Source organism: Cryobacterium algoricola (assembly GCF_004402485.1).
Classification (GTDB): Bacteria; Actinomycetota; Actinomycetes; order Actinomycetales; family Microbacteriaceae; genus Cryobacterium; species Cryobacterium algoricola.
Genome location: NZ_SOFG01000024.1, coordinates 283,953 through 305,832, shown reverse-complemented (window position 1 = coordinate 305,832; position 21,880 = coordinate 283,953). Strand labels below are relative to the sequence as shown.

The window sequence follows — 21,880 nt, the reverse complement described above, 5'->3', positions numbered from 1 at the left end:
GCCGAAACGGAGCGCGTTCGGGCGCAGTCCGTCCGAGCGCAGCGCACGAAGCCCGGACAGGGCGGGGCGCACGGTGCGGGTGCTCACCGTCCCTGCCGGAGTGCCGCGGCAGTCTGCTGCCACGTCGCCGGCGAGAGGATCGATCCGGCCAGACGGTTCGGCCGCGAGCTCGAGCCCGGTCCCGACTCGTCGCGCACGGCCGGGTCTGCCGCGCGGGTGCCCCTGTCGTGACGGGGCCGGAAGGTGAGCGGCGCCGGAAGTGCCTCGTCGTCGGCCGCTGCTGCGGTCGCCGCACCCTCGTACGCGCGCGCGGTGGAGGCGTCCGCCCGGGCGAAAGGACCCGTCGTGGCGCGCGAGTCCGCGTCGGCATCCGCCGCGTGCAACGTCGTGGCGAAGCTCTCCGCGGGGCTCACCGCGTCGTGCAGCACGGTGACGGACTGTTCGGTCACTCCGAGCACGAAGCGCCGGCCCTCGACGTCGACGACGACGACGGATGCCTTCTGGCCGAGACCCTGCCGGCCGACAACCGAGACGAGGCTGGCTTTGGGGCCACGGCGGGTGCCCTTCTGCATGCGGCGCTGCAGGACCCAGAGGAGTCCGACGACGACGGCGAGCGACAGCGCGACGCGGAGGGCGACGAGGAGGGTGTCCATCTAGCCCAGGCTCTCGGCGACATCGAGGATCTGGGTGATCCGCACGGCATAGTCCTGGTCGACGACGACGATCTCGCCGTGTGCGATGAGCCGGCCGTTCAACAGGATGTCGGCGGGGGCTCCCGCGGAGCGGTCGAGCTCGATCACGGCGCCGGGTTCGAGGGCGAGCACGTCGCGCACGGACATCCGGGTGCGGCCGATCTCAACGGTCAGGGCCATCTCGACGCTGTTGATCCGGCCGAGCTTTCCGACCACGGACGGGTGCTCGGCCTGCGGGATTCCGGACCCAGCACCGTTCTCGCGGAGGCGGATCGCGAACCAGGCGCTCACGACGCCCTCGCTCGCGAGCTCGAAAACGCTCGTGTCGGCATCCGCGAACAGGGCGGTGACGTCTTCGAGGCGGGAGGCGCCGAGTACGCCGATGCCGAGGACCGTCGCGGCACTGTCGAGGGCGGGCCGGAGGACGTCGAGGCTCGCGAAGGCGCCGTTGCCGGCAGCGGCGTCGAGGGAGTGCGGGTCGGTGAGGACGATCGCGAGGTCGGCGCTCGTGACGCCGACGAAGGACGCGACGACGCCGGCGCCGAGGCGTCCGGCAAGGGCCCCGCCGGAGCACGGGGTCGCCTGCAGGCGGGTGGGCGTTGGCAGGACCGTGAGCAGGGCCTCGACGAGATTGCGGATGGCGGTCGTGGCAGGGCTCATGGGGACAGTTCCTCGGTGTCGGTGACGATGCAGGCCAGGCGGGAGCCGTTGGATCCGACGGCGGCCCTGGCCAGGGTGTGCCCGTCGACGACGAGGTCGAGCGGGCGATGCCTGGAGTGCGGGACGGGCAGCAGGTCACCGACGGCAAGGCCGAGGATGACGCTCGGGAGCACCCGGATCGGGCTGAGCTGCAGGGACAGGTCGACGGGCACCCAGGCGAGCTGGGCGTGCAGCTTCGCCTGCTGCTCTTCCGCGGTGATGACCGGGATAGACTCCCCGAGTTGCGGAAGCAGGGTCTCGGCGGGCATCGCGAGAGTTGCGGTCGAGGTCGTCTCGCCGACCCGCATCGAGAACGTCGCGACGATGACGAGGTCGCTCGTTGCCGCGGCCTGGGCGAACTGCGAGTTGTACTGGATGCCGCCGAACGAGATCGGCAGGACGAGGAGCGTCCCGAGGGAGTAGCGCAGGTCCTCGAGGGCGTCCTCCATCAGGCGTCGGACGAGGGCGAGCTCGATCTGGGTGAAGGTGCGCTCGGGAAGCGGAGGGCCCTCGCTGCCGCCGAGCATGTGGCTGACCCAGGACAGGGCCGCCGCGGTCGGGAACTGGATGACGGCCTTGGCCGCGAGGCTGCCGATCGGGCAGAGCACCATCGCGGTCGATGACGGCAGCGAGCTCGCGTATTCGTCGTAGCTGCGCATCAGGACGTGCTCGCAGGTGACCTGGGACATCACGCGGACCTTCGCGGTCAACTGGGTGCCCCACTGGCGGGCGAAGGTCTCGAAAGCGAGTTCGAGAACGCGCGAGTGCTCGCGCGCGAGGGTCGTCGGACGACGGAAGTCGTACACCTCGACCGAGCGCTCTGGCGCTGCGGGCACGCCAATGCTCTGTTGTTCCTGGACCGTCACGACTGCAACTATCGGCCGGTGAATCCGTCCGGTAAGCAGCTCGCCGGGATTCCGGGCGAAATCATGCGCGGGTTGACTGCTCTGCCTGGCTCAGGATGCCTGGCGTCCGTCCGCCGCTCAGGGTCCGGCCTGCTGCCCGGCGAGGATCGAGGGGATCAGCGCGCGGACGGCATCCGGTTCGCTCGAGAGCAGGACGACGTCGACGCGGCGATTCTGCGCCATCGCATCGAGGGAATCGGCGGTCGTGACGGAGCGGGTCGAGCCGTAGCCGATCGCGGAGATCCGCTCCCCCGCCACACCGCCAGACTCGACGAGCCTGCGCAGGACGCTCGTCGCCCTCGCCGAGGAGAGTTCCCAGTCGGTCGCGTAATTCAGGGTGACGCCGTGCCGGTCGGCGTGGCCTTCGACCCTCACTTCGCGCTTGTCGGCTGCGAGGATGGGCGACAGGGCATCGATGACCGCCGTCGCCTTCGGGCTCAGGGTGGCGAGGTTGGGGGCGAAGAACGCGTCCGTTCCGACGAGCCCGATGGTCAAACCGCGGGCATCGATCGTGAACTGCACGATCGAGTCGATGCCTTGCGCGGTGACGGCGGCCTGCAGGGCCGCCTGCACCGAGGTGAGTTCTGAAATCTCCTGGGTCGCGATCTGAAGGTCCGTGAGCGCGGGCGTCGGGGCAGGGGTCGCCGTTGCGGTCGCGGTCGACGTCGAGGTCGCGCCCGTCGTGCCGAGGTCCTGTGCAGCCGGGTCATTGGCGTTCGCGTTCGCGGCAGAGACGACCACACCCGTTGCCGTGTCGATCTTGCCCACGTCGACGGAACCGAAGCCCGTCGCGAGGGAATTCTTGAGCTGCACGAACTTGACCTCGTCGACGGAAGACATCGCGAACAGCACGATGAACATGCACATCAGCACGGTGACCATATCCATGTACGACGCCATCCAGCGCTCGTCGACGTGCTCGACGTGTTCTTCTTCGAGGCCGCGGCCTCGGCCACGGCCTCGGGCCCCGCCGCGCCCCTTGGCCGCACTCATGCTGCCTCGGACAGTGATTTGTCTGCCTTGTCCGCCTTCTCCGCCTTGCTGGCCTTCTTAGCCGGAGCGGACGGGACCATGGCCCTGAGACGTTCGCCGAGGAGCCGCGGCTGGCTGCCGGCCTGAACCGCGAGAGCTCCTTCCATCAGGAGGGTCATCCGTTCGACCTCGAGGTCGGAGAGCCGCTTGAGGCGGTTGCCGATCGGCAGCCAGATGAAGTTGGCCGAGACGAGTCCCCACAGCGTCGCGACGAAGGCCGCGGCGATCATCGGGCCAAGCGTCGCCGGGGAGTCGAGGTTCTCAAGGACGTGGGTGAGCGAGATGACGGTGCCGATGATGCCGACCGTCGGGGCGTACCCGCCGAGGGTCACGAAGAATTTCGAGGCGTTCCGGCTGATCTTCGTCGCGGTCGCGAGCTCGTCCTCGAGCAGGATCCGCAACTCGTCGCCGTCGGTGCCGTCCGCGATGTTCTGCAGGGCCGTGCGCAGGAACGAATCGTCGATCGCGTCTGCCTCCTGCTCGAGCGCGAGGAGCCCGGCACTGCGGGCCTTCTCCGCGAGCACGACGATCTGGTCGATCACGTCCTGGGGTGGGGTGGTCTTTCCCTTGAACGCACTGGGAAGCGCCTTGAACGCGTTGAGGGCGTCGTTGATGGTTCCGCCGGCGATGCCGACGGCGATCGTGGCGCCGAAGACGAGGATCATCGGTGCCGGCAGCAGGATCGACATGATCGTCGATCCCTCGAGGGAGATCATGGCGACCATGGAGCCGAAGGCGAGGGCGATCCCGATCAGGGTTGCCGGATCCATCAGAGCCTCCGCGGGCGCTGCCCGCTGCCCGGTTGGACCTGGTCCTCGATCGCGTGCGGTCCCGTCGGGATCTCGAGGGAGCGGGCGCCGGACCGGTAGTCGCGGTCGTCGGTGAGGGAGGCGAGCGAGATCACGTGCGCCCGGAAGCGGGCGATCTTCTCGATGATCTCGTCGAGGGTCTCGAGGACGATGAACTTCGCCCCGTCGACCATGACCAGGGTCGTGTCCGGGCTGGCGTGGATGCGCTCGATCAAGTCGGGGTTGATCGCAAACTGGCTGTCGTTTAGCCGTGTCACAACGATCATGGGGCCCGTCCCTGGTCTCGACGGTCACACCGACCGTCAGGCACCACTGTCGGTCGTCGGACGCCGAAGGTTAGTTCCGGGCCGGCGGATGCCCGTGGCCGGGTCCTCGACGGACCCGGCCACGAACGCGCCGAAGCTCTACGGGACTACCGCTTGAGGTTTGTCAGCTCGGTCAGGACCTCGTCAGACGTCGTGATGATGCGGGCGTTGGCCTGGAAACCGCGCTGGGCGACGATCAGGTTCGTGAACTCCTGGGAGAGGTCGACGTTCGACATCTCGAGGGAGCCGCTGGTCAGGGTGCCCATTCCGGCGGACCCGGCGGCGCCGAGGACGGCGGTTCCCGAGTTCGTGGTCGACCGGTACTCCGATGATCCGGCCTTTTCGAGACCACCGGGATTCGTGAAGGTCGCGAGGGCGATCCGGCCGATCGACTGCTGCTTGCCGTTGCTGAACAGACCGGTCAGGGTGCCGTCGGCACCGAGGGTGAACGACGTCAGCGAGCCGGCCGCGTGGCCGTCGGTGCTCGTGGCGGTCAACACGCTGAGCTTGGCAGCGCCCGAGATCGTGCTGAGGTCGACATCGATATCGACACCGTTGACTGTTGCAGTGAATTTGTTCGGCGTCGACGTCATTACCCCACCGGCGAACGTCAGAAGAGGCGTGTCCGTCGACGAAGGTGACGAGACGCTCCAGGTCGGGGCGACACCAATCGCCGCCGTGTTCTTGAACGTCAAGGAGACCTGGATCGCGGCGCCGGTCTTGTCATACGCCGTGAATTCGCGGACCACGGTCGCATCAGGGGCCGCATCCGCCGGCAGGTTGCCGGTCACGGTGGCCTTCGCTGAAGCCAATGGCGGCTGAATGGTTGTGAGCGGCAGGGTAATCGTGCCTAGCGCCCCTCCTTGATTGACCGTGCCCGCCGCGTCGGCGTTCCAGCCCTGTACGAGCGCGCCGGACGGCGACACAAGCCGGCCCTGGGCGTCGAAGTCGAACGCTCCTGCGCGGCTGTAGAGGGTCTGACCGGCGAGCTGGGTGACGAAGAAGCCGTCGCCGGAGATCATCATGTCGGTCGCGCGACCGGTCGACTGGGTGGAGCCCTGGGCGAAGTTGGTGGAGATACCCGCGACCTGCACGCCGAGGCCGACCTGGGCCGGGTTGGTGCCGCCGACGACGGTCTGGGGCGAGCCCGCGCCGTGGGTCAGCTGGGACAGGGTGTCCTGGAACTGTGCCGATGAGGACTTGAACGCGGTCGTGTTGACGTTGGCGATGTTGTTCGCGGTGACGTCCAGCATGGTCTGGTGCGCGCGAAGGCCGGAGATTCCGGAATACAGGGAACGAAGCATGGGATGCTGCCTTTCGAAACGGTAAGGGTGGAAAGCGTGTGGTGACTGGGGGCCGGAAGGGCTGTGTCGTGCGTCAGGTCGTGGTCGCCGCGGCAACCGGTGTCGCCGGGGTCGTCACTCCGGAAATCGCGTCGAGTTTGACGTTCACTCCCCCGACCGTGACCTGGGGCACCGAACCGGCGTAGGACACGGCGGAGGCGACTCCCGTGACCGCGGTCCCGGTGGCATCCGTGTATGTCACGTTCTGCCCGACCAGGGCGGCTGCCGCGATGCGCATCTGAAGCGAGAAGTTCTCGTCGGAGGTCGTCGACAGCGCCGTGAGCTTCTCCATCATGGAGAGCTGAGTGGTCTGACTGATCATCTGGTTCGAGTCCATCGGCGAGCTCGGGTCCTGGTTCTTCAGCTGCGTGACGAGCAACCTCATGAAGGCCTCCGAATCGAGGCTCTGGCTCGGCGTGCGCGCTGTCGTCGATCCGCTGTAAACGCCGGCGGTCGCGGTCGCTGCTCCCGTTGCTCCGGCTGCCGAGGCGGCCACGATGGCTTCGATCGTCATGGGTTCTCTCTTCTGGTGGTTCTCGTGGATCTCGTGGTCGTGGTGTCGAACAGGATCGGTGTCCGGCCGGTCATCCGCTGGGCTGTCACTCAGGCCAGCACATCGACGGAGGGGCGGTAGCCGAGGGGGTCGTCCCGGAACCTCGGTGCGGCCGGAGGGAACCCGGTCTCCCGAGCGTCACCGGGTTGATCGGGTGCCCGGGCGGATCCGGGATCCGGACTGGACCGGGCATCCTGCCTGCCGGGGGCGCCGAAGGCACCGGAGCCCGCTGCACGGGAATCGTCGGGCTGGGAGTTTCCGGACAGGTCAAGCCGGGTATCCAGACCACCCTGGGCGAGGTCGCGCCGAAGCTCGGGCAGGATCGCCCGCAGCGCGTCCCTGCCGAGATCGGTCGGGGCGAACAGTTCCACCCGAATCGCACTGCCGCCGATGTGGGCCCGCACGATGACGGGGCCCAGGTTGTCGGGGTTCACGGTGATGGTCATCGCGTGTTCGCCGTTCGCCGCGCCGATCAGGCTGGCGAGGCCGCGGCCGACCTGGCCGGCGAACGGCAGGTCGGCGAGCGGCGCAGCTCCCGGCGTCGCGGTCGAGGCTCCGGCAGCGGATGCCGCCGTGACGGCCGCATTCGAGGCGACCGTGTGCGGGGCAACCGGGAATGCGGTGCCCACGGTGGTCGGGTCGGTGGGGGTCGCCGCGGAAGCGACGGACGCGAAAGCCGTGCCTGCGGCAGCAAGGGGTGCGGTTGCCGTTGCCGAACGGAATGCGCCGGCAGGGTCGGCGACCGCTCCCCCGTTGGAATTGCCCGTTCCGGCATGGTCCGAACCGGCACCGGCCGAAAGGTTGCCGTCCGAGCCGGTGACGGCCGCGGAGGCGGCGCGCGGGTCGACCGGTGTCGTGGGCGCGAGGCCCACGCGGGTGTCGCCGGGAGTAGCAGCGGTGCGGGCGGCCGCGGCGGATGCGCGGCCCGCCAGGTCCGTGAGGACGGCACCCGGTGTCTCGGTGTTCGTACCGGAGAGCGTCGCCCCCGTCGAACCCGCCTGGCCGTTCGGTGCGTCCGTGCCGGTCGTCGGTGCGCCGGGAGCGACACCGCTCGCGCCGGTGGCCGCGCCGGTCCCGCGGTCTCCCGGAACGCCGGTCGGTACGGCCGCTTCGGCCGGAACCGCCCCCGTCGTGACGCCCTGGGCGCCGGACGTCGTGGTCCCGAATGCAGAATTCACGGGCGTTGACTCTGCCGGTGCGGCACCGACGGGAGACGGCAGTGAAGCCGCGGCGGCGCCCACCGGCGCCCACTCGAGGGTCGCGGAACCGACGGGCGCGGATTCCGGAGCCGTCGAACCGGACGACGGAGCAGGGGCGACCGCTGAACCGCTGGGCGCAGTATCGCCTGATGCCGCGCCTGAAGCCGCACCTGAAGCCGAGACCGACCCGGCGGCTGAAGTCGACGTCGAGGCCGAGAGGGATGCCGAATCGGCCAGGAGCAGGTCACGCTTCGCGGCTGCCGGCGCGTGGTCAGCTCCCGGCTGGCTCGCCGGCTGTCCAGCCTGTCCGGGTGCCCCGGACGTCGCTGCTGATCCGGATGCCGACTGTCCGGAGGAGATCTCCCTGCCGGCAGATCCGTGGCCGGACAGGGACGTCGGTTCCGGCTGGGAGTCCCGCTCGGTGTGGGCGCTCCGTGCGGCCCTGACCGAGCGCACGTCCCTGGCGATCTGGACCGACCGTGCCGCACGGGCATCCTGCGCGTCCCGTGCCGTCTGTCCGGATTTCTGGGCCGATTCCCCGGCGGATTCCCGTGTGTCCTGGCGTGCCGACGTTCGGGCTGCCGATGTCCGGGCGGCGTCATGCGCCGAGGACCGCGCGGCGGACGCGTCCATCCGCTCGCGGGCGGAGGCATCCGCGGTCGAGCGCGACAGCGCAGCCTCAGCCGCCCGTGCGGTCACGGCCCGCGCGTCGACGGAGGCACTCGAGGCCTCACGACGCTGGATCGTCCCGGCGTCCCTGGCCGTGTCGAGCGCGGCGGCGAAGCTGCCCGCGCTCATGTTCGCTCCGGAACTCGTCCCGTTCCCGGTCCGGGCATCCGACGCTGCACTGGCGAGCAGGGCCTGGGCGTTGGCCCGGGCGAGGGAGGCGTGCGCGGACACGGCGCTACCGAAAGATGCCGGCATCAGGAGGCGCTCTTCATCATCGAGGCGAGGGCGGCGCTGAGGAGGTCGGCGGTGCCGGATGTCGCGGCAGCCTTCGCCGCGGTCAGGGCCGCGGACGCCGAGGATGCGGCACTGGACGCAGCGGGGGCGTCCGGAATCACACGGCGAATGGTGTCGATGTCCGAATCCTTCATGTAGGCCTCGACCTCGCAGACCGTGCGGCCTTCGTAGGGAGCGTGGATGACCTTGTGGTTGCCCGCATAGATCAGGATGTGTTCGCCGCCGCCCGTGACGATCAGGTCCCCCGGCTTCGCGTCGGCGAGGGACGCGACCTCGGTGCCGATCTTCATCTGCCCCGAGACGAGGCGCGGAACGGAGATGCCCATGTCGGCATAGACCTTCTGTACGAGCCCGGAGCAGTCCATGCCGCTCGAGCTGGTGCCGCCGAAGACGTAGGGTACGCCGAGGTATTTCTGTGCCGAGGTGACGATGTCGGTTCCGGTCACGCTGCCGGTGGCGACGCCGGCACCGCTCGCCGCGCTCGTCGCCTTGCTGGCCGCGGCCGCGAGGGCGTCTGCGAAGGTCGCCGCGGTTCCGGTGCTGTCTGCGGTGGTGGTCGCGGCGGCGGCCGCAGCCGTCGGCGCCGAGGCGGCGTTCAGGGCATCGAAGCGCGCCAGGGTGGCCTGGATCGTGCTGATCCGGCTCAGGGCGTCGACCATCGTCATCGGGTGCCTCCGGCCTTGCGGCGGTGCCACCCGGTCGACGCGATCTCGTCGAGCACGGTCTGCTCCGCCCGGAGGTCCTCCGCGGCGACGAAGATGCCGTGGCGGTCCTCGAGCTTTTCGAGTCCGACGGACTCGGCACGCTTCGCGGTGAAGGCGGCGTGCGCGGTCTCGGCGGTCCGCCGGTAGTCCCGGCCGAGCGCGTCGAGGTCGGCGAGCATGCTCTGCGCCGAGGTACGGCCGGCCGCGATCGCGGCGAGGGATGCCGTGCCGGTCGCCTCGCTCGGGAGCACGGTCAGGGCCGCGGATGCCTCCGCACGCCTGGCCTCGTTCGAGTGCAGCAGGGCGTTGGCCGCGGCCAGTTCCCCGGCAGCGGCGTCTTGCTGCAGGTGGCGCAACCGGAGGAGTCCGGCGAGGGCGAAGTCACGTTTCATCAGAGGCCTCCGAACAGCCGGGTGAGTCGGGTGAGCTGGTCCCAGGCGAGCGGGGCGGACGTCTGGTCGTCCATCCGCTGCTGCAGGAATTCGTTGATCGCGGCCTCGTTGTCCACGGCCGCGTCGACGAGCGGGTTGGTGCCGGCCTTGTACGCGCCGACGTCGAGGAGGTCCTGGGCGTTCCGCCGCGCGGCGAGCACCTTGCGAAGCGTTCCGGCGAGCCGGTTCTGTTCCGGGGTGTTGACCCGGGAGGCCACCCGGGAGATCGAGGCGAGGGCGTCGACGCTCGGGAAATGGCCTTGGACGGCGAGCTTGCGGTCGAGGACGACGTGTCCGTCGAGGATCGAGCGTGCGGCATCCGCGATGGGTTCGTTGTGGTCGTCGCCGTCGACGAGCACCGTGTAGATGCCCGTGATCGAGCCGGACCGGTCGGTGCCTGCGCGCTCGAGCAGCCGCGCCATCAGGGAGAACGTCGATGGCGGGTAGCCGCGGGTTGCCGGGGGTTCGCCGACGGAGAGGCCGATCTCGCGCTGGGCCATCGCGACCCGGGTGAGCGAGTCCATCATCAGCATGACGTCCGCGCCCTGGTCCCGGAAGGATTCGGCGATGCGGGTCGCGACGAAGGCGGCGCGCAGGCGCATCATGGCCGGTTCGTCCGAGGTCGACACCACGACGATGGAGCGGGCGAGGCCCTCTGCCCCGAGGTCGTCTTCGAGGAATTCGCGCACCTCACGGCCGCGCTCCCCGACGAGGGCGATCACGGAGACCTGCGCGTCGGTGCCGCGCGCGATCATCGACAGCAGCGAGGACTTGCCGACCCCGGAACCGGCGAAGAGGCCCATGCGCTGGCCGCGGCCGACGCTCGTGAGGGTGTCGAGTACGCGCACGCCGAGCTGCAGCGGCGTCGTGATGCGGGACCGCTGCATCGCGGAGGGGCTGTCGTGGTCGATCGAGACGTACTCCTCGACGACGAGGGGTCCCTTCCCGTCGATGGGGCGGCCCATCCCGTCGATGACACGGCCGAAGAGGCCGCTGCCGGTGGGCACGAGGTGCGGGGTCGCGTCGGACCGGACCGGTGCGCCGACCCGGATTCCGGTCATCCGGCCGAGCGGCATGCAGCGGATGCCGTCCTGCGTCGTCGCAACGACCTCCGCATCGATCTCGGCGTCGTCCCCGATCGCGACCAGGTCGCCGATCGCCGAGTTGAGCCCACGGACCTCGAGGCCGAGGCCGACGATGGACGAGACCACGCCGACCCGTTCGGGGCGGGCGACCCGGAGCGCGCGCGCTAATGCGACGGGGCGCGGTTCCCAGGTGAGAGTCATCGGGTTCCCCCGAGGAGCGCGGCGCGGGCCCGCTCGAACGCGGTGCCGATCCGGGCGTCGAGGAAACCGTCCGCGAACTCGGAAACAGCGTCGCCGCGGGCGAGCGACGGATCGGCCTGGAACTGCACGCCGGTGGCGGCGATGACGGCCGGGTCGATCACGGCGAGGTCGGCGGGGTGCATGCGCACCGCGTTCGGACGCGTCGCCGATGCGGGGTCGAGCGCGCGGCGCATGGCCAGCCGTGCGGCGGCCGGTCCGTCACGGAGTTCGTATCCGATCACGGCCTCCGCGAGGTCGAGGGCCGTGGCGATCAGGGTATCTTCGGCGTCGTGCAGCACGGGCAGGGTCCGCGCGTCCAGCGCGGTGCTCGCCGCGGTCAGGAGCCGGACGGTGCGGTCGAGCTGCGCCTGGATCTGCCAGACCCGGGCGGCGTGATCCGCTTCGAGGCGCGCGACCTGGGCCGCGATATCGCTCGCTGCCGCCCGTATGCCCGCCGTGTATCCGGCCGCATGTCCCTGGACCCTCGCGGCCTCGATGGTGTCATCGCCGGTCACGGCGCGCAGGGTCGGGAAGGAGATCGCGGAGAACGGCGGGTCGCCTGCCGTATCGGACGACCTCAGGGACGCCGGGCTGGTCGCCGGTCCGGCCGCGGCCGGGACTCCTTCGGCAGCGGCGTCCACGAGCACGGGCTCGGCGTGACGGAACGGGATCGCGGGGCTAGACAACATAAGCGTCCTCGTCCGCGCGGGTCACGGTGATGCTGCCCTGGGCCTCGAGGTCGCGGATGGCCCGCACGATCGTCGCGCGGCCCTCCTCGACCTGGGAGACGCGAACGGGCCCGAGCGCGCGGATCTCGTCGTCGAGGATCTCCCGGTTGCGTTCGGAGAGGTTCTTGCGGATGATCTCGATGACGCCCTCGGTGGAGCCCTTCATCGCGATCGCGAGGATGCCGGCGTCGATGCCGCGGAGGACCTGCTGCACGTCGCGGTCCTCGAGGCGGACGATGTCGGCGAAGGTCAGCATCCGGGCGCGCACCTGTTCGGCGAGGACCGGGTCCCGGGCGTCGAGCGCTTCGAGGAGGGAGCGCTCGGTGGCGACATCCGCCCGGTTGATGATCTCGACGAGCGGCTGGATGCCGCCGACGACCTCGACCGAGTCTCTGGTGGCGGTGACGGCACCGACGCGGGCCTTGAGCGAGTCGGTGACGACGCGGATGGCTTCGGGCGTCGCCGTTCCCATACCGGCGATGCACTGGGCGACCTCGGCGGGCAGGGTGCCCTCGAGGCCGGCGATCACGGCGGAGGCGTGTTCGGGCCGGAGGTGGGCGAGGACCAGGGCGATGGTCTGCGGCAGTTCGCCGTCGAGGAGGGTGAGGATCTGGAGCGGTTCCGCGGTGTCGAGGAATTCGAAGGCCTTGCCGGCCATCGAGGAGGCGACCTTGCTCATGACCCCGGCGGCGCGCTCCGCGCCGAAGGATGCCTCCAGCAGGCCGACCGCATAGGCGTGGCCGCCGCGGGGGGCGCGTCCGCCGCGCATGGTGAGGTCGTGGAATTCGAGAACGGTCGTCTCGGCGACGTCGGCGTCGACCCGGCGCAGTTGCACGATCTCGGCGGCGATGTCGGCGGCCTCGGCCTCGCTGAACTGCTTCATCACTTCGGTCGCGCGGTCGTGGTCCATGTTCATCAGAACGATGGCGACCTTCTGGGTTCCGGTCAGAGGGACCTGTGCGTCGATCATGCGGGCTGCCGGTCATCCATGAGGCCGCGGAGGTACTCTGCCGTCTTCTTCGGATCGCGCTGGGCGAGGGCGTCGATCTCGACGCGCATCCGCTCGGAAGCGACCGGAGGAGTGAAGGCCGGGACGCCGAAGGCGACGGTCGGGCTCGGGTCGATCATGATCGGCGCGATCGGGGCGGTCAGTCCGAACGGGACCGCGGCGGGAGCGAGGGCCTGACGCACCTGGAGCATGTCGTCGACCTCGATCGATTCGCGGCTCTGGCGCCGTGACCGGCGGGCGTAGAGCAACATGCCGAGGATCAGGGTGATCAGGATTCCGGCAGTGATGATGCCGATGCGCACGATCTCGCCCATCCGGTCCGCCGAGGTCTGGGCATCCTGCTGGGCGAGGGCCGCAGCCGCGTCCGTGGCGGCCTGGCCGTTGAAGCTGACGACCTCGACCGTGACGGCGTCGCCGCGAGTCGAGTCGATGCCGGCGGCCGAGGAGACGAGGCTGGTCACGTCGGCGACGTTGAGGCTGCCGATCGTGTCCTTGTTCACGGCGACGGAGACCGTCTGGCGGTTGACGGCGCCGGCCGGGATCGTGCGGGTCTCGGTGACCTTGTTGACGGCGTTGTTCTTCGTCGTGTCCGCCGAGGTGAAGGAACCGTCGGTGCTTGTCCCCGTGGGGGTCGTCGTGGTGGTTGTGGTGCCGAGCACGCCGGCCGCACCGGCAGCGCCGGAGCCGGTGTACGTCTCGGTCTTGACGGCCTCGTTGAGGGCGGGAGCGTTCGTCGGCGAGGTGAACGATTCCTCGACGCGGGAGGCGGACTGTGCGCTCATGTCCGCGGCGACGACGACGGTCGCGTTGCCGGCGCCGAGCACCTTGTCGAGCATGGCCTGGACGGAACCGCGCACGCGCTGCTCATAGTCGGTGGACTGTTCGGCGCCGGTTCCGGTGACACCGGTGCCGACGGCCGAGAGCACGATGCCCTTGGAGTCGATCACGGCGACGTCGGTGGGCTTCATGCCGTCGATCGACGCGCTCGTCAGGTGCACGATGGCCTGGACCTGGTCGCTCGAGAGTGTCACGCCGGTCTGGGTGGCGACGAAGACGGATGCCGTCGGGTCCTGCTTTTCGGACACGAACACGGTGTCCTTGGGGATGGCCAGGCGCACCGAGGCGGTCTTGACGCCCTGCATGGCCTGGATCGTGTTGGCGAGCTCACCCTCGAGGGCCCGCTTGTAGGTCACCGACTGCTGGAATTCGCTCGCGGTCACGCCCATTTTGTCGAGGAGCGAGTATCCCCCGGTGTCCGAAGTCGGCAGCCCGGCCGCGGCGGCCTTGAGCCGCTCGGCGTAGACATCCGCCTGGGGAACGAGGATCGTCGCGCCGCCGTCGCTGAGCTGGTAGTCGACCTTGTCGGTCGCGAGCTGGTCGACGATGGCGCTCGCGTCGGCGCCGGCGAGCCCGGAGAACAGCGGCGTGTACGCGGGCTTCGTGGCCCACATCGTGAGCGCGGCGATGCCGAGTGCGAGCACCGCGACGCCGATGATGGCGACCGTGCGCTGCGCGACGGTGAATTCCCGGATGTTCTGTCCGAGGCGCTGGAAGAAGGAACTGATCTGGCGGGGCATCAGGCCTGCATCCTCATGATCTCGTTGAAGGCGTCGACGCCCTTATTACGCACGGCGGCGACGAGTTCGAGGCTCACCTGTGCGCGGGTGGCTGCGATGGTGGCGCTCGCGATGTCATTGAGGTTGCCGGTGACGGCGGCGACGGCCTGGGTGTTGGCGGTCGACTGCAGCTGCTGGAGGTTGTCGACGGCGCCGGCCATGGCAGTTCCGAAGCCCGAGCCGTCGGTGGCCGTGGTGGCCTGGCTGGATTGCGTCGCCTGCACGCTCTGGGTGGCCTGGCTGGCCTGGAGCGCGAGCGCCCCGATGGATGCGATGGTCATCAGGCACGGCCGATCTGAAGTGCTGCTTCGTAGGTTGTCTTGGCGCGGTCGACGACGGCCGCATTTGCCTGGTAGCCGCGCTGGGCCATGATCAGGTCACCCATCTGCTCGCCGAGGTCGATGTCCGGGTGACGGACGTAGCCGGCCGCGTCGGCGAGCGGGTTGGTCGGGTCTGAGACGAGGATGCCGGCGGCCGAGCCCTGCGCGGTGCCCGCGACCTCGACGCCGTTCACTCCGGCGCCGGCCTGCGCCACGATGTAGCGGGCCTGGAAGGCATTGCCGCTCGTCGGCGTGACGGTGTTGACGTTGGCGATGTTGTCAGCGATCGCATCGAGCCACTTGCGGTGCAGGGTGAGGCCGGAGCCGGCGATTCCGATCGCGTCGAGGCTCATCAGGCGGTCTTCATCGCGGCGCGCACGGCGCTGAACGGCATGTTCATCTCTTGCGCGGCGAACTGGTACCGGAGCACGGTCGAGGTGTTCGCGAGCGTCTCGGTGTCGAGGTTGACGTTGTTGCCGTTGACGTTGGTGGGTTCGAGCGACTCGGTGGTCGTTGCGGCCGTGCTGCCGTTGCCATCGGCGACCGACTTGGCGAGGGCGGACTCGAACGCGACCTGCTTGGCGTGGTAGTTGGGGGTGTTGACGTTGGCGATATTGCTCGCGATAGTGCTCTGTCGCAGAGAGAGTGCAGCCAGTGCGCTCGTGAGAGCGGTGGAGGTCACGGATTCAAGCACGGTTACCCGATTCGTCGTCAGATGTACTGGACGGCCGGTCCGTGGCCTGGTGCGAGCAATCCGTGCTCGTCTCTAGCTATCGGCCCGGTTCCGGCCCGCGTAAGGACTTTCTCTGCCGATTCCCGCCCTTGGCTCGAAAGGGGGGTGCGGCGGCCGTTTCGACCCGCCGACCGCCCGCCACTCCACCCGCATGTCAGCCCGCCTGTCCGCCCACTTACTCAGTCTGTCCGTCGGTCAATCGAGTCAGTCGTCATCGCGGAGGATCTCGCTCTTGCTCCTGAGGAGAATGGGCCTCTGTTCGGGGTCGAGTCCGGGTGGTGGGGTGAGCCAGTACCGGCCGGTGTCGTCTCGGGAGATGCGCCAGTGTTCGTTGTGGAGCCGCAGATGATCGGACCGACAGAGCAGGATCCCGCCGTCGAGGTTGGTCTCGCCGTGGTCGTCTTTCCAATGCTGGATGTGGTGGGTTTCGGTCCAGGAGGGTGGGCGGTCGCAGCCGGGCCACATGCAGCCGCCGTCCCGAAGGGCGAGGACCGCCCGCTGGGCCGGGCTGAACGTGCGCTGCTCCCGGCCGAGGTCGACGCCGCTGCCGTGGTCATCAAACGTGACATCGAGGAGACCGCTGTCGCACCGGTTTCGCTCTAAGGTCTCGGACGAGACCGTGACCGCGGTCCCCTCGATCACACCGGGCTGGAGTGCGGCGCCGTCGGTCTTGGGTTCCGCTTCGGCATCGGTTGAGGCCTCGGCCGTAACGGTGCCGGTGGGCGCCGTACCGGCGGGTGTTGTGCCCCTGGGGCGGATGGTGACCATGCGCACGGCGGGGCTGCGGCCGCCCGCGATGCGGTTCGGGTCGGCTTTGACGCCGAGTTTGGTCAGGGCGAGGAAGGCGTCCGCGGTGAGCTGCTCCGTGGTGCGCGGGTCATCCTGCACCCGCTTGGCCCAGGCGGCCTGCTCTTTGTCGACGAACCTGACCCCGCCGCGGCGGGGGCTGGTGATGGCGTCGTAGGTCTGCATCAGGTATTCGCCATCTTCCGGAGCGAACAAGCCGATCAGGCGTACCTGGCCGGTGGAGAGCCGGTAGAACCGCAAGGACCGGTCGTCGTAGGCGGCCTTCTCCCGGGCGGCGATGCCGGCCTCGTCGAGCACGTCCCGCATCCGGCGGGCCCGTTTGAACAGCTGGTCCGCGTTCAGGGTTCGTGCTTCGGTGAGGAGCCTGGCGAGGGCGGAGGCGAGTTTCTCCGGGGTGATCGCCCGGTCCAGGTCGCCCAGGCCCTTGCGGAGCGCATCGGCCTTCTCCACGCTGAGCCAGCCGTCCCCGAGGGCCCGGCCGATCGGGGCGTGCCACGGCGGCACCGCGGCCGAAGGAATCGGCGGTTGCACCGGCGGCAGGTCTGGAGCAGCCCCGTCGAGGGGCGGAGTGTCGTCGAGGAGCTTCTGCGCTTCCGCGGCTTCCCGGGCGGCCTTCTCGGCGTCGTCGGTCTCGGCCACCAGCCGGCCCACTCCGAGGAGCTTGACTGCGTCGCCCTTGCTCGACCCGGAGATGCTCTGCAGCAGGTCCTCCGGGCTGCGGAACCCCTTCCGGGCCGCGAGGCCTTTCCCGCCGAGTTCGGGACGAGACCGGCGGGCCAGGGTTGCGGCGAACCACGCCGCCTGGGTATCCAACGCCCGCCGGGCCCCCGCGATCAACGAGTGACCTTCGAGCACCGCCTCATCACTGAGCGTGTCGACAGCGGCGGACGAACCGCCCAGCCCGGTGACGATATCCGCCATCGACCGCAACCCACCGAGCACACCGCCATGCACTGACCCGCGCAACACTCGGTCGCCCTGCGGCTGATCGGGTGAAGCGGGCGACTCCGGGAAGTTGGTCATGCCTCAAAGTTACGACGGACCACTGACACTCTTTGAGCATGGCTCAGGTCTGTGGAAACCCCGTTTGATCAGCCACCTGTTGAGGAGAAGCGACCCTCAGCGAGTCCGATCAGCCGGTGACGTCTATATAGACGGAACGGTCGGCGCGCTGGGCGGTGAGGATGGTGCGCACGGCAGTGAGGTGCGCTCCGGCGGAGCGCCGGGCATCCTCGATCTCGCGGATCAGCTCGAGCTGGCCCGCGATCAGCAGCCGGGCGCGCTCCTCGAGCTGCACGGGAAGCTGACCCAGGTGTTCGGGCGCGCGCCACTGCACGCCCGTGGAGAACCGCTCCCCTTCGATCGCGAGCACCGCGTTGCGCGTGCCGCTGCCGAGGCTGCGTTCGAGCTCGTCGAGCACCCGCAGCCATTCCTCATACGATCCCGACGGCCTAGGCATAGCCGAGTTCCCCCCCGATTCGGGCACCCATCGACTGCGCGGGCAATTGCTCGGCGGCTTCGTGCCAAGTCTGACGCAGCGGCTCCAACAGGCCGATGCACTCCACCGTGCGAGCAACGTCCCGGTGCGCGTTGGCGCTCATGAGCGCGTTCTGCACGTACACGTAGATCGCGAACAGGCCTTCGGCGCCATCCCAGGCCTCTACGTTGAGGGAAGTGGACAGCTCGGACACGATCGCCTGAGCGTGCAGAAGGTTCTCCGAAGCAACCTGCCAGTCCTGGTTCAGCTGTGCCGCCTGCGCGCGGTTGAGATCCAGGAGAAGCCTGTCATACAGCATCGTCAGGAGCCGCGCCGGGGTGGCGGACAGGATCGATTCGCGGTTGAACTGCGCGCGGCGGGCCTGCGCGTTGCTCCCCATCATGCTCATAATTGCCATCATCATCCAGCGCTCGTAGTAGTGGTCGGGATCGCAGCGACCTGGGCGGTGAGCCAGGTCGACTGCGCTTTGAGAGCGGCGAGGGAGACCTCGAGCGCCGTGTAGGTGGCCTGTAGGGTGGAGCGTCGCGTGGCGAGGCTGATGTCCCACGCGCTGATCCGGGCGCTCATGTCCTTCACCGACGACTGCTGCCCGGTGATCTGATTTGTCAGCGCGCCGGTGTACTTGTCCGACACGGCCACGGCTGCGGCGGCCACCCGGGTGGCGATCTCCTGCACGGCTGCCTTGACCGTCGTCGGGTCCGCGGCCAGGGCCGTCGCGAACTTCGCAGGGTCGAACTCCATCGTGCCGGTCTTGGTGATGCTGATGCCGTACTCCGACGGAGAGTGCCCGTTGATCGGGGCGGATGCCGCGTTGAGCAGCTTCTGGCTCACGTCGCGAACGCCGCTGTCTCCGGTGAAGACACCCGGCGACATCACTGCGGCACCGGAGGCGTTGGTGCTGTTGGTGACGACGGTCTGGGTGGAGATGAGCGCAAAGATTCCGTTGAGCGAGTTCACGAGCCCGGAGGCGAGCGAGCTGATCGCGGCATCGTCGCGGGTGACCTTGATTGTCACGGGCGTGGTGGACTCGGCCGAGACAGTGACTGCGACGCCCGGAAGCAAGTCGGCGAAGGTATTCGTCGAGGAGGTGATCTTCTGCTCGGCAGGGGTGTTGGCCCAGAGCGTGATGCTCGCATCCTTGGCCTCAGTAGTGATGGCGGCGCCCGTCTGGGTGAGCACGTTCGTCGCGGTGTTGGCCGTGACCTCTGCCTTGGTGCCCTGGTAGATCGAGAATGCGCCGGCCAGTCCCGAGCCGCTGGCGGTGAACTGGAGACGGTACTGTGCGGCCCCACTCGCGTCCACGCCGGACGCGACCTTGGTCGCGGTGACGCCGGCACCGGCAGCATTGACCGCAGTGACGACATCGTCAAGGGACGTGGAGGCGGGCGTGATTTCGGTGCTGACGCCGTTCACGACGACGGTGAGTGCCGCGGGGCTGGCCGGCCAAATGGTCAGGGGCGCGGAGACGCCGACCTGCGTCTTGGCGAGGGCGCCGACGACGACGTCGATCTGGCCCGCACCCGCCCCAGCCGAAACCGCCGTGGTCACGCTCGTGGAACTGCTGGTCGCCGCATAGAGGTCGGTGGCCGCCGGCTTCGAAGCCGCGGTCGCGAGGGTCGCAAGGGCGGCGACCTGGTTGTTGAGCCCCTGAAGCGCAGTGATGAACTTTTGCGAGGTGGCAACGGATGCCTTGAGCAGCGTCTGAGGACGAGCCTCGACGCTGATCAGATTATTGATCAGGGTTGTGGTGTCCAGACCGCTGATGAGCCCATCGATCGCGTTTCCCATGCCTCCACCTCCTTAGGTGTGAAACTCTGTGCTGCTGATAGTGCTGCGAGTAGAACGTGTACTGCGACTGGAACGTGGAATGGCCGGCGACGTTCGAAGGATGAGGTCCAGTTCATCTCCCGCGCGCCGCCGGCCATAGTTCACCGGTCGGTTACCCGACTGCCTGGGCTATCCGATTTACTGGAGGAGCTTGAGCACGCCCTGGTTGCCCTGGTTCGCCTGAGCGAGCATGGCGGTACCGGCCTGCACCAGGATGCTGGAACGGGTGTACTTGACCATTTCAGCGGCCATGTCGGTGTCGCGGATGCGGGATCCGGCAGCGGTCAGGTTCTCGGTCGAGACAGCCAGCGTCTTGACGACGCTCTCGAACCGGTTCTGTACGGCACCCAGGTCGGCGCGAGCCGACGACACACTGTCGATCTTCGCATCCAAAACCGTGATGGCCGCCGCTGCGCCAATAGCGTTGGAAAAGTCGAGAGCACCAGCAGCGCCAGCCGTGTTAAGGGCAAATCCGGTGCCTGCCGTACCGGCCGTGTTCGCAGTGCTGCCGCCGTTTACCGTGCCACCATTGAGGGCGGTGACCACGAGCTTGTTGTCCTTGTCGACGGATGCGGTGAGTCCGGTCTTGAAGCCAGTGTCCGAGTTGAGTGCGTTTGCCACTTCCTGAACGGTCTTGTATGTACCGGCAGCCCCCAATGTGACGGCGACGCCAGTGTCAGTCGTGGCACCGACTGGTCCAGTCCTAACCGTGAAGCTCACGGTTCCGGTCACATCGGTCGGAGTATTGACCGCAATGACTGCTCCGGCTGCTCCCGATGTCAGGCTAGCCGCGAGGCTCTTGACATTCACGCCACCGGTCAGGTTGACGGCGATCTGGCTACCCGTGCCGCCACCATTCGCCCCAACCTGGAAGCTCATGGATGTCTTGCTCCCGTCGAGGAGGTTCGTGCCGCTAAAACTCGTGGACTCGCTGATCCGGTTGAGCTCGGTCGTTAGCTGACCGACCTCAGTGGTGATCGCTGATCGTGACTTGTCGCTGTTCGAGTCGTTACCGGCCTGAACGGCGAGGTCTCGCATGCGCTGCAGGATCGAGGTGACTTCGCTCAGCGAACCTTCAGCGGTCTGCACGACCGAGATGCCGTCCTGGGCGTTGCGACTGGCGACCGTGAGGCCACCGACCTGCGACTTGAGGCCCTCGGAGATTGCAAGGCCGGCCGCGTCGTCCGATGCGCGGTTGATGCGAAGACCACTGGAAAGCTTCTCGAGCGACTTGGACATGTCGTTCTGCGTAGCGGTCAGGTTGCGGTAGGTGTTGTTCGCCGCGATGTTGGTGTTGATCTGCATACCCATGATGTATTCCTCCGTGAGTGGGTGTTGGTGCGTCTACCCATCCATGGGCTGACACCTAGAGCTATCGGCCTCGGCCGCGTTCGCGTTAGCCGTTGAGCGAGAAAGATTCCCGGGCCGGGTAAACGCCGTGATCGCCGAGCGATCCAGCGGCGGCGGCGTACTTCGCGGCGGCGATCGCAGCGGTGCGCGAGGGCACCGGCAGGCTGATCGGCTGGGTGAGGGGAAGGTCGGTCGCGACGGCGGGCATCCGCTCGTTGACGATGCCGAGCATCGCGTGGTCGGCGAGCCTGGCAAGGTAAGCGCTGCGGCGGGCCGGCGCCACGCGGGACTCCGGCACGTAGTCGGCTTCGTCGTCGGCGTAGTGGGTGCCGAGGCCGTCGCGGAGCAAGCGGATGGCCTCCGCGCGCTGCTGGGACACGGCCGAGTGGGTGATGCCCAGGTCTGCGGCGATGTCCTTGACCGGGCGGTCGTCGAAGTAGACCTGCTCGATGATCTCGCGCATCTTGGGCGGGAGCGCGAGCACGGCCGCGCGCAGGTACGCGAGGCGCTCGGCGGAGAGCAGCGACTCCCCCGGCAGCACGGTGCTCGCCGGGATGTACTCGGCGGTGGTGTCGTCGAGGGCGATCACGGTGCGCTCGCTGTCGGCAAGTCCGGCGGCGGCGGTCTCGCGGTCGACGCCGAGTGCGGCGGCGATCTCGTCGACGCTCGCGGCACGGCCGAGGGCGGCGGCGAGGGTTTCCTGCACGGCGCGGGTTTCCTTGATGCGCCGGCGGGCGGTGCGGGTGGCCCAGTCGTTGGAGCGCATCTCGTCGGCGAATGCCCCGATGATGCGGCGACGGGCGAAGGCGCCGAAGGGAACCCCGAGATCGGGATTGAAAGCATCCGCGCTCGTGACGAGCGCGAGCGCGCCCGCGGACGCGAGATCATCGCGGGAGAGGTGCCGGGCCTTGGCCCAGACCTCGGAAACCAGGTACCCGACGAGGGGCAGGTTGTCGGTGACCAGCCGATTACGCTCAGTGCGATTCACGTCGCAGCCCCCTGTGTTCACCAAACCGAATGTTGAGCGAGAGA

24 protein-coding genes are annotated in these 21,880 nt (G+C 68.8%); all 24 read right to left on the bottom strand.

Annotated features, from left to right (window positions below):
* Nucleotides 1–83: 83 nt before the first annotated feature.
* Nucleotides 84–653 carry a flagellar biosynthetic protein FliO gene (fliO, locus tag E3O44_RS18500; RefSeq protein WP_134536510.1) on the bottom strand — a complete coding sequence of 190 codons (570 nt, stop codon included), beginning with the start codon at nucleotides 651–653 and terminating at the stop codon, nucleotides 84–86.
* Nucleotides 654–1,352 carry a flagellar motor switch protein FliN gene (gene fliN, locus E3O44_RS18495; RefSeq protein WP_134536508.1) on the bottom strand — a complete coding sequence of 233 codons (699 nt, stop codon included), beginning with the start codon at nucleotides 1,350–1,352 and terminating at the stop codon, nucleotides 654–656.
* A complete protein-coding gene (locus E3O44_RS18490; RefSeq protein WP_241976428.1) occupies nucleotides 1,349–2,257 on the bottom strand; it encodes a flagellar motor switch protein FliM in 909 nt (302 codons plus the stop codon). Before E3O44_RS18490 ends, fliN begins: the two co-directional genes overlap by 4 nt.
* Nucleotides 2,258–2,374: 117 nt before the next feature.
* Nucleotides 2,375–3,289 carry an OmpA/MotB family protein gene (locus tag E3O44_RS18485; protein ID WP_134536506.1) on the bottom strand — a complete coding sequence of 305 codons (915 nt, stop codon included), beginning with the start codon at nucleotides 3,287–3,289 and terminating at the stop codon, nucleotides 2,375–2,377.
* Complete coding sequence (locus tag E3O44_RS18480; RefSeq protein WP_134536504.1) at nucleotides 3,286–4,098, bottom strand: motility protein A; 813 nt, start codon at nucleotides 4,096–4,098, stop codon at nucleotides 3,286–3,288. Before E3O44_RS18480 ends, E3O44_RS18485 begins: the two co-directional genes overlap by 4 nt.
* Nucleotides 4,098–4,403, bottom strand: a complete 306-nt coding sequence (locus E3O44_RS18475) for a flagellar FlbD family protein (RefSeq protein ID WP_134536502.1) — start codon at nucleotides 4,401–4,403, stop codon at nucleotides 4,098–4,100. Before E3O44_RS18475 ends, E3O44_RS18480 begins: the two co-directional genes overlap by 1 nt.
* A 146-nt stretch (nucleotides 4,404–4,549) precedes the next feature.
* Nucleotides 4,550–5,746 (bottom strand): flagellar hook protein FlgE, encoded by a 1,197-nt coding sequence (locus E3O44_RS18470; RefSeq protein WP_134536500.1) that lies wholly within the window; start codon nucleotides 5,744–5,746, stop codon nucleotides 4,550–4,552.
* 73 nt (nucleotides 5,747–5,819) lie between these two features.
* Nucleotides 5,820–6,299: a flagellar hook assembly protein FlgD gene (locus E3O44_RS18465; RefSeq protein WP_134536498.1), complete on the bottom strand. Its 480-nt coding sequence runs from the start codon at nucleotides 6,297–6,299 to the stop codon at nucleotides 5,820–5,822.
* A gap of 89 nt (nucleotides 6,300–6,388) precedes the next feature.
* Nucleotides 6,389–8,461 (bottom strand): flagellar hook-length control protein FliK, encoded by a 2,073-nt coding sequence (locus tag E3O44_RS18460; protein ID WP_134536496.1) that lies wholly within the window; start codon nucleotides 8,459–8,461, stop codon nucleotides 6,389–6,391.
* The gene (locus tag E3O44_RS18455) at nucleotides 8,461–9,165 is read right to left on the bottom strand and encodes a C40 family peptidase (protein WP_134536494.1); all 705 of its coding nucleotides are present in this window, start codon (nucleotides 9,163–9,165) and stop codon (nucleotides 8,461–8,463) included. Before E3O44_RS18455 ends, E3O44_RS18460 begins: the two co-directional genes overlap by 1 nt.
* A complete protein-coding gene (locus E3O44_RS18450; RefSeq protein WP_134536492.1) occupies nucleotides 9,162–9,596 on the bottom strand; it encodes a hypothetical protein in 435 nt (144 codons plus the stop codon). The genes E3O44_RS18455 and E3O44_RS18450 overlap by 4 nt, the downstream gene beginning before the upstream one ends.
* The gene (locus E3O44_RS18445; protein ID WP_134536490.1) at nucleotides 9,596–10,921 is read right to left on the bottom strand and encodes a FliI/YscN family ATPase; all 1,326 of its coding nucleotides are present in this window, start codon (nucleotides 10,919–10,921) and stop codon (nucleotides 9,596–9,598) included. The genes E3O44_RS18450 and E3O44_RS18445 overlap by 1 nt, the downstream gene beginning before the upstream one ends.
* Nucleotides 10,918–11,649: a FliH/SctL family protein gene (locus E3O44_RS18440; protein WP_134536488.1), complete on the bottom strand. Its 732-nt coding sequence runs from the start codon at nucleotides 11,647–11,649 to the stop codon at nucleotides 10,918–10,920. The genes E3O44_RS18445 and E3O44_RS18440 overlap by 4 nt, the downstream gene beginning before the upstream one ends.
* A complete protein-coding gene (gene fliG / locus E3O44_RS18435; RefSeq protein ID WP_134536486.1) occupies nucleotides 11,639–12,658 on the bottom strand; it encodes a flagellar motor switch protein FliG in 1,020 nt (339 codons plus the stop codon). The genes E3O44_RS18440 and fliG overlap by 11 nt, the downstream gene beginning before the upstream one ends.
* Nucleotides 12,655–14,274 (bottom strand): flagellar basal-body MS-ring/collar protein FliF, encoded by a 1,620-nt coding sequence (gene fliF, locus E3O44_RS18430; protein WP_134536484.1) that lies wholly within the window; start codon nucleotides 14,272–14,274, stop codon nucleotides 12,655–12,657. Before fliF ends, fliG begins: the two co-directional genes overlap by 4 nt.
* On the bottom strand, nucleotides 14,274–14,594 hold the full coding sequence (gene fliE / locus E3O44_RS18425) for a flagellar hook-basal body complex protein FliE (RefSeq protein ID WP_134448951.1): 321 nt from the start codon (nucleotides 14,592–14,594) through the stop codon (nucleotides 14,274–14,276). The genes fliF and fliE overlap by 1 nt, the downstream gene beginning before the upstream one ends.
* The gene (locus tag E3O44_RS18420) at nucleotides 14,594–14,986 is read right to left on the bottom strand and encodes a flagellar basal body rod protein FlgC (RefSeq protein ID WP_134448950.1); all 393 of its coding nucleotides are present in this window, start codon (nucleotides 14,984–14,986) and stop codon (nucleotides 14,594–14,596) included. The genes fliE and E3O44_RS18420 overlap by 1 nt, the downstream gene beginning before the upstream one ends.
* Nucleotides 14,986–15,327, bottom strand: a complete 342-nt coding sequence (locus E3O44_RS18415; protein ID WP_134536482.1) for a flagellar basal body rod protein FlgB — start codon at nucleotides 15,325–15,327, stop codon at nucleotides 14,986–14,988. The genes E3O44_RS18420 and E3O44_RS18415 overlap by 1 nt, the downstream gene beginning before the upstream one ends.
* Nucleotides 15,328–15,570: 243 nt before the next feature.
* A complete protein-coding gene (locus E3O44_RS18410) occupies nucleotides 15,571–17,196 on the bottom strand; it encodes an HNH endonuclease signature motif containing protein (protein WP_134536480.1) in 1,626 nt (541 codons plus the stop codon).
* Between the two features lie 109 nt (nucleotides 17,197–17,305).
* Complete coding sequence (locus E3O44_RS18405) at nucleotides 17,306–17,632, bottom strand: hypothetical protein (RefSeq protein ID WP_134536478.1); 327 nt, start codon at nucleotides 17,630–17,632, stop codon at nucleotides 17,306–17,308.
* On the bottom strand, nucleotides 17,625–18,074 hold the full coding sequence (gene fliS, locus E3O44_RS18400; protein WP_241976427.1) for a flagellar export chaperone FliS: 450 nt from the start codon (nucleotides 18,072–18,074) through the stop codon (nucleotides 17,625–17,627). The genes E3O44_RS18405 and fliS overlap by 8 nt, the downstream gene beginning before the upstream one ends.
* Nucleotides 18,071–19,459: a flagellar filament capping protein FliD gene (gene fliD, locus E3O44_RS18395; RefSeq protein WP_134536476.1), complete on the bottom strand. Its 1,389-nt coding sequence runs from the start codon at nucleotides 19,457–19,459 to the stop codon at nucleotides 18,071–18,073. The genes fliS and fliD overlap by 4 nt, the downstream gene beginning before the upstream one ends.
* Before the next feature lie 177 nt (nucleotides 19,460–19,636).
* Nucleotides 19,637–20,809 carry a flagellin N-terminal helical domain-containing protein gene (locus E3O44_RS18390; protein WP_134536474.1) on the bottom strand — a complete coding sequence of 391 codons (1,173 nt, stop codon included), beginning with the start codon at nucleotides 20,807–20,809 and terminating at the stop codon, nucleotides 19,637–19,639.
* 85 nt (nucleotides 20,810–20,894) lie between these two features.
* Nucleotides 20,895–21,836 carry a sigma-70 family RNA polymerase sigma factor gene (locus E3O44_RS18385; RefSeq protein WP_134536472.1) on the bottom strand — a complete coding sequence of 314 codons (942 nt, stop codon included), beginning with the start codon at nucleotides 21,834–21,836 and terminating at the stop codon, nucleotides 20,895–20,897.
* Nucleotides 21,837–21,880: the final 44 nt, after the last annotated feature.